The organism is Streptomyces sp. NPDC058964, from assembly GCF_042741275.1.
Classification (GTDB): Bacteria; Actinomycetota; Actinomycetes; order Streptomycetales; family Streptomycetaceae; genus Streptomyces.
Window position 1 is genome coordinate 1 of sequence record NZ_JBHYKH010000501.1, and the last position, 6,660, is coordinate 6,660.

Annotated in this window: 5 protein-coding genes and 1 pseudogene; 2 read left to right on the forward strand and 4 right to left on the reverse strand. The window is 74.0% G+C overall.

Features of this window, described 5'->3' with window-relative positions:
• The 3 genes and pseudogenes from ACFW2E_RS38370 to ACFW2E_RS38380 all read right to left on the reverse strand — a co-directional run.
• Positions 1-805, reverse strand: a pseudogene (locus ACFW2E_RS38370) (NAD-dependent epimerase/dehydratase family protein); the annotation flags it as partial.
• 37 nt (positions 806-842) lie between these two features.
• Positions 843-2,414: a glycosyltransferase family 2 protein gene (locus ACFW2E_RS38375; protein ID WP_384474131.1), complete on the reverse strand. Its 1,572-nt coding sequence runs from the start codon at positions 2,412-2,414 to the stop codon at positions 843-845.
• A 60-nt stretch (positions 2,415-2,474) separates the two neighbouring features.
• Positions 2,475-3,737: a glycosyltransferase 87 family protein gene (locus tag ACFW2E_RS38380; protein ID WP_384474133.1), complete on the reverse strand. Its 1,263-nt coding sequence runs from the start codon at positions 3,735-3,737 to the stop codon at positions 2,475-2,477.
• Positions 3,738-3,987: 250 nt separating this feature from the next.
• Here ACFW2E_RS38380 and ACFW2E_RS38385 point away from each other — a divergent pair, with 250 nt between their 5' ends.
• Positions 3,988-5,487: a hypothetical protein gene (locus tag ACFW2E_RS38385; RefSeq protein WP_384474141.1), complete on the forward strand. Its 1,500-nt coding sequence runs from the start codon at positions 3,988-3,990 to the stop codon at positions 5,485-5,487.
• Here the strand turns inward: ACFW2E_RS38385 and ACFW2E_RS38390 are convergent.
• Positions 5,435-5,920 carry a MarR family winged helix-turn-helix transcriptional regulator gene (locus tag ACFW2E_RS38390; protein WP_384474136.1) on the reverse strand — a complete coding sequence of 162 codons (486 nt, stop codon included), beginning with the start codon at positions 5,918-5,920 and terminating at the stop codon, positions 5,435-5,437. The two genes, ACFW2E_RS38385 and ACFW2E_RS38390, sit on opposite strands and share 53 nt — an antisense overlap.
• A 129-nt stretch (positions 5,921-6,049) precedes the next feature.
• Between ACFW2E_RS38390 and ACFW2E_RS38395 the strand changes: the two genes are divergently transcribed.
• Complete coding sequence (locus ACFW2E_RS38395) at positions 6,050-6,463, forward strand: organic hydroperoxide resistance protein (protein WP_384474139.1); 414 nt, start codon at positions 6,050-6,052, stop codon at positions 6,461-6,463.
• The last annotated feature ends 197 nt before the right edge of the window (positions 6,464-6,660 follow it).

Here is a 6,660-nt window from a genome sequence, read left to right on the forward strand (position 1 = left end):
CGAGCGTCACCGCGATCATGTGCACGACCATCTCGCGCACCCACCCCCCCACCCCGCCCCCGTTGTGGAGCTACTGGAGGCGGCCCGGGGAGCCCCCCTGGGCCGGGGCCCCGGCCACATGGGCCTCGGCCAGGTCCACCACGTGGATGTAGTCCCGCACGCAGGTGCCGTCCGGGGTGGGGTAGTCGTCGCCGAAGATGCGCGGGGGCGCGTTCTGCGTGAGCTTCTCGAAGACCATGGGGACGAGGTTGAAGACGCCCGCGTCGGCCAGTTCCGGGGTCGCCGCGCCGGCCACGTTGAAGTACCGCAGCGAGGCCGTGGACAGCCCGGCCGCCCGGCCGGTCGCGCGGACCAGCCACTCACCCGCCAGCTTGGTCTCCCCGTACGGCGACAGGGGCACGCACGGCGTCTCCTCCGTCACCAGGCCGACGTCCGGCATGCCGTACACGGCCGCGGAGGACGAGAACACGAAGGCCAGCACCTCCGCCGCCGTCACCGCCTCCAGAAGGACACGCAGGCCCTCCACGTTCTGCCGGTAGTAGAACAGCGGGCGGTCCACGGACTCGCCCACCTGCTTCTTCGCCGCCAGATGGACGACACCGGTGACGGCGTGCTCGGCGAGGGCGCGTGCCACCCGCTCGCCGTCCAGCGTCGAACCCACCACCAGGGGGACCCCGTCCGGCACGCGCTCGGCGAGGCCGGTGGACAGGTCGTCGTACACCACCGTCTCCTCTCCCGCCTCGGTCATCGCCCGTACGACGTGTGCCCCGATGTAGCCGGCGCCGCCGGTGATCAGCCAGGTCATGTGCGGCCGTCCCCTCGTCAGTTGGCCCGATCGGACTTCAGTGAAGCAGGCGCCGCAGCCGTCCGCGGGCCACGGTCATGACTCCCCGTGCCCCGGCCGCCACGCGCAGTGCCAGCGCCCCGGAGTGGGTGGCGTAGGGCTGCACGAGCAGTACGCCGTGCCGGGTGCTCGGTACGGCGCGGCGGCGCAGCAGACCGGCGCCCGCGAGCGCGTGCGCCGTGGCGTCGCGGTACGCGCCGTGGGCGAAGCGCAGACGCAGGTACAGGTCCCAGGTGCCCGCGCCGAGGGCGTCGAGATCGAGGGGCGCCTGTGCCGACCAGGTGCCGTCGGCGGAGGGGGTGAGCTCGCAGGTGTGGCGGGCGGACGTGCGGCCGTCCTCCCGGCGGCGCCACTCCGCCTCCACGGTCTCCGGTCCCGCCTGGGCCACCCGCCCGTACAGCTCGTGCAGGCGCAGCCGCAGCCGGGTGGCACGCGCGCGTGGGCGCAGCTCCGCGTCGACGGCGAGCGGGAGCAGACGGACGGGGCGGGTCAGCAGGGAAGTCAGGGTGACCTCGGGGAGGTCCCGCGACCAGACGGGCGTGCCGTCGGCGGTGCGGGCGTACGGAGGGCGCAGCCGGGCCGGGCGCGCTGCCAGTTCCCTGAGGCGGGGGAGATCGCGCGGTTCGGGGGACGCCAGGAGGACGCGGGCGAGCAGCCGGCCGGGCGAGGCCGGGTCGGGCTCCCGGTCGCCCGCGTCGAACCGTTCGAGGTACGTCCGGGTGTGCTCCCACCACGCGCGCCGGTAGGCCGTGTCGCGCAGTTCCAGTTCGCGTGTGTACATGCGCAGTTCGTGGTCGAGGAACTTGGCGCGCGCCGCCCGCGCCAGCTCCTTCTGCCCGGCGCCCAGCAGGACGTCGTATGCCAGCTCGCACGCCTCCGTACGCGCCCGCCAGTTGTCGATGGCGGCCCGGTCCAGGGACAGCGAGAGCCGGCCGGAGGCGCGGCGCACGTTCCAGACGTACACCGGGTCCGGCACCAGCGCGATGCGCGGTCCCGCGGCCAGAACGCGGGCGGAGAAGACGAAGTCCTCGTAGAGGAACCGGCCTTCGGGGAAGCGAATGCCGTGCCGGCGCAGGAAGTCCGTGCGGTAGAGCTTGTTGACGCACAGGGTGTCGCGGACCAGGCGGGGGCGCTGCGAGGGGCGGGTGACCACGGCGGGCGCCGAGTACAGGGCCGGCTGCCACGGGAGCTCGTGCCCCGAGGGGAGCTCACGGCGCACGCACAGCCCGCCGGCCAGTTCTGCGCGCGCCCCGGTCACCGCCGTGAGCAGTGCGTCCACCGCGCCCGGCGGCAGCGTGTCGTCGCTGTCCAGGAACATCACGTACGGCGCCGTCACCGCGTCGAGGCCGGTGTTGCGCGGAGTCCCGCAGCCGCCGCTGTTGACCCCGCGGACCACCACCTTCAGCCGCGGTTCCCCGGCGGCCAGACCCGCGAGCAGCCCGGCGCTGCCGTCCGTCGAACAGTCGTCCACGGCGACGACCTCCCGGACCGCGGGCCCCTGTGCGAGCGCCGAGCGCACCGCTTCCCCCACATGGGCGGAGTCGTTGTAGCCGATGACGACGACGCCCACCTGGGCGGCGGGGGCCGGGGCGGGGGCGACCGGGATCCTGGAGATGTCCGTGAGCTCCCGTCAGGAGGCGGTGAGCGCTCGATGCGGAAGACGGACGGAGTCCGGCCGGGGTTCACTCACGGGAGTGCTCCTCCCGGACGCCGGCCGGGTGGAGCGCCACAGCCGGGCGAGGGACAGCACGGCGGCGGTGGCCAGCAGACCGTTGCGGACGAGCATCAGCAGACAGCCGGTCCAGGTGCAGCCCACCACCTCGCCGTACAGCGCGGGGTACGCCACGGCGCTCACCGAGGTGGCCGCCAGCACCAGGGCGGCGACCGGCCGCTGGACGGTGTGCCGCGAGGTCAGGCAGACGGCGGCCAGGCCGACCAGCCAGATCATGTACTGGGGGCTGATGACCCGGCTGGTGACCGTGAACAGCAGAACGGCGCACAGCGCCGTGTCGAACGGGGTCGCCCCGGTCCAGCGCCGGGCCCGCACGCGCCACAGGAGCAGGAGCGCGAAGGCGGACGCCGTCAGCGCGAGGGAGACGGTCGCGACGGCGGAGACGTACGGACCGACGAGCTCCATCGCGCCGTACTGGTAGCGGACCCTTCCCGGCCAGCCGGCGTGCCGCGCCAGACTGAGCGCCGTACCGCCCAGGGACTCGATCTGGACGCCACGGCCGCCCTGCTGCCGCAGAAAGGCCAGGGGGTTGTTGAACGATGCCGCGAAGAGCCCCAGGGAGAGGACCCCGGTCGCACCGGCCCACGTCCAGGCGGACCGCGTCGTCCGCCCTCGCGGAGTGCCCAGCAGCACCAGCGCGGGCCACACCTTCACCAGGGCGCCCAGTGCCGCGAACGCCCCGCCCGCGCGCGTGGAACGGTTCAGCGTCAACAGGGAGATGACCGCGAGGGCGGTGACCTGAACGTCGTACCGGGCGAGCGGGATGTGCAGCAGCAGCGGCAGGCCGCCGGTCCACAGGGCGGCGCCGAGCAGGCTGCGTCCGGGCCGTGTGCCCGCGCGGGCCAGAGCCGCGGTGACCAGCGCGTCGGTGGTCAGCGTGAGCGCCACGAACGCCTGGAAGTACGTCAGTCCGGGCAGCAGGCCGGGCGACGCCAGCACCGCGCCCGCGCCCGGTGGGTACTGCCACAGCGTGTCGTTGGCCGGGAAGGCGCCGTGGGACAGGACGCCGTACCAGTGGAAGTAGAGTCGCCACACCTCGCGCGCCACCGCGCCCCGGCCCAGCAGGGGCTCGGTGTCGTGGGCGAGCAGCCACAGCATCAGGGCACGGGTGACGAGCCAGGCGGCGGCGAGGGACACCAGGGAGAACTGACGGCGGTTCATCACACCGGAGCGTAAGCCGCGCGGATGGTGTAATAGTGCTGATACGCCGTCATTACCCGGCAAAGGTTGGCTAATCGCAAAAGATCGGGCCGTGGTGAACATGGGGCCCCAGCTGAGACCGCCGTTGAACCCGGCGTTGGAACCGCCGTTGGAACCGCCGTTGAACCAGCCGTCGGAGCTGCCGTCGAGCCTCTCGTCGAGCCGTACCCGCCGCGCCGGGACCCTGGCCGTGGCCGTCCCGGTGGCCGTGATGCTCGTGCTCGGACTGTGGGGGATCGACCGCGGCGGCATGTGGCGCGACGAGGCCGTCAGCTACCAGGTCGCCCGGCGCACGGTGCCGCAGATCTGGCGGCTGCTGCACGGAGTGGACGCGGTGCACGGCCTGTACTACCTGCTCATGCACGCGGTCCTCGCCCTCCATCCGGGCGAGGTCCTCCTCCGGCTTCCCTCCGTGTGCGGCGCGGCGGCGACCGCGGGCCTGGTCGCGGCCCTCGGCACCCGGCTGGTCCGGCCCCGCGTCGGTCTGTGGGCCGGGCTGCTGTACGCGGTCACGCCCATGGCCGGTCACTACGCGCAGGAAGGCCGCTCCTACGCCCTGGTCGCGGCCGGCGCGACGGCGGCGACGCTGCTGCTCGTCCGGGCCGTGGACGGGGGCGCTCCCGGCTCGGGGCGGGGCGGGGGCGGCCGGTCCTGGTGGGCGTACGGCACGGTCCTCGGCGTCACCTGCTGGCTGCACGAACTCGCGGTCCTGCTGCTCCTCGCGCACACCGTCACGCTGGCGCTCGCACGGGTGCGCGCACGGGTGTGGCGGCGGTGGGGCTGCGCGGCGGGCGCCGTCCTGGTGACGCTGCTCCCCATGGTGGCCGTCTCGCACGCCCAGTCGGCGCAGCTGGCGTGGCTGGCGGAGCCGACGATGGAGAACGCGCAGGGACTGCTGCGTACGTTCGCGGGGCCGACGTCCGAGGTGTACTGGACGTGCCTGGCCTTCGCCGCGGTGGGGCTTACCCGGCTGGTCGGGCGGCGCGGGGAGGTGACGTGCGCCGCGGTCGCGCTGCCGTTGGCGGTGGTACCGCCGGTGGTGCTGATGCTCGCCTCGCAGTTCTCGCCGCTGTACGTCGACCGGTACGTCCTCTACGCGCTCGGCGGGGCGCCGCTGCTGGTGGCGGCCGGAGCCGATCGGGTGGCCCGGGCGGTGGGCCGGCCGCGGACCCGTTTCCCCCTCCTGACCCTCACCGGCGTCCTCGCGGTCGTCCTCGCCTTCGTCCATCAGCTCCCCCTCCTGCGCGCGGACCGTCTGCCGGAGCACCGACCCGACGACCTGGCCGCCGTATCCAGGGCCGCCGCGCACGCGCTGCGGCCGGGGGACCCGGTGCTGTTCCTGCCCCTGCACGCGCGCAGCACGGCCCTCGCCTACCCGGCGGGGTTCCGGGGGACGCGGGACGTGGCACTGGCGGTGGGGGCGCCCCGGTCGGGGACGCTGTACGGCACCGAGGTGGGCCCGGACGCACTGCGGCGCCGGCTGGCCGGGCTCGACCGGGTGTGGGTGGTCGCCGAGCGGTACATGGTGGACGCGGCGGCCCGCCCGCGCAGTCCCACCGAACGGCTCAAGCTCGACGTCCTGAACGAGCGGTTCGCGCCCGTCACGCAGACGGTGCGGAACCGGGTGGTCATCCGGCTCTACGTCCGCCGCACCCTCGCTACCGGCAGCCTGGCGCGCCCTCCAGCGCCGCCGCGTCCAGGGCGGTGGTGAGTTCGTCGAGGCGCTCGCGCAGTTCGCGGATGTCGTCGAGCTCGAAGCCGGTCGCGGCGACGATGCGGCCCGGCACCTGAAGCGCCCGCTCGCGCAGCGCGGTCCCCTCCCCGGTCAGCCGCACCTCGACCGACCGCTCGTCGCGCGCGCTGCGCTCCCGCCGCACCAGACCGGCCCCCTCGAGGCGCTTGAGCAGCGGTGACAGCGTGCCGGAGTCCAGCCGCAGATGTTCGCCGAGCTTCTTGACCGGCAGGTCGCCGTGCTCCCACAGCACCAGCATCACCAGGTACTGGGGGTAGGTGAGCCCGAGGTCCTTGAGGATCACGCGGTAGACGCCGTTGAAGGCGCGGGACGCGGCGTGCAGGGAGAAGCAGATCTGGCGGTCCAGGCGGAGCCAGTCCGCCTCGGGGCCGGAGGGCTGGGTGGCTGTCATGACTCCAGGGTAGCGTTGGCGGCCATTCAGTTGTGTACAACTAAATTGTGTGCTCTACTTGTGGTCGTGAGGGCGGCCCGGACCGGGACCGCCGGAACGAGACGTTGTTTTCGAAAGGGATGGTCTTCCATGGACGCGCTCTACACCGCTGTCGCCACCGCCACCCACGGTCGTGAGGGCCGTGCCGTCTCCTCCGACGGCAGGATCGACCTCAAGCTGGCCCCGCCGGTGGAGCTGGGCGGCAACGGCGAGGGCACCAACCCGGAGCAGCTCTTCGCCGCAGGCTATGCGGCCTGCTTCGGCAGCGCCCTCGGTCTCGTCGGCCGCCAGGCGAAGGTGGACGTCAGCAACGCCGCGGTGACCGCCGAGGTCGGCATCGGCAAGCAGGGCGAGGGCTTCGGCCTGAAGGTCACGCTGCGCGTGGAACTGCCCGACACGGTGGACGAGGCCGCCGGCCGCAAGCTGGTCGAGACCGCCCACCAGGTCTGCCCCTACTCCAACGCCACCCGCGGCAACATCGAGGTCGACCTCGTCATCGAGTGACGCCCCGCCCCTGAACGACCCGCGCCGACGCCTCCCTTTCAGGTCGGCACCGGGACACCCCGCCTCCTCGGGCACCGCGCCGGCGCGTGAGCGGCCGCCGGCGCGCCCCGTGACGACGGACGGCAGCGGGGCGCGCGGCGCGGGGCAGGCGAGGGCAGGGGGGGGGGGCGGGGGGAGGCGGGGCGGGGCCGCGCCGC

Bases quoted from the DNA above. Each gene is read 5' to 3' on its own strand.
- ACFW2E_RS38380 (WP_384474133.1), bottom strand. From the start codon at position 3,737: ATGAACCGCCGTCAGTTCTCCCTGGTGTCCCTCGCCGCCGCCTGGCTC.
- ACFW2E_RS38385 (WP_384474141.1), top strand. From the start codon at position 3,988: ATGCTCGTGCTCGGACTGTGGGGGATCGACCGCGGCGGCATGTGGCGC.
- ACFW2E_RS38390 (WP_384474136.1), bottom strand. From the start codon at position 5,920: ATGACAGCCACCCAGCCCTCCGGCCCCGAGGCGGACTGGCTCCGCCTG.
- ACFW2E_RS38395 (WP_384474139.1), top strand. From the start codon at position 6,050: ATGGACGCGCTCTACACCGCTGTCGCCACCGCCACCCACGGTCGTGAG.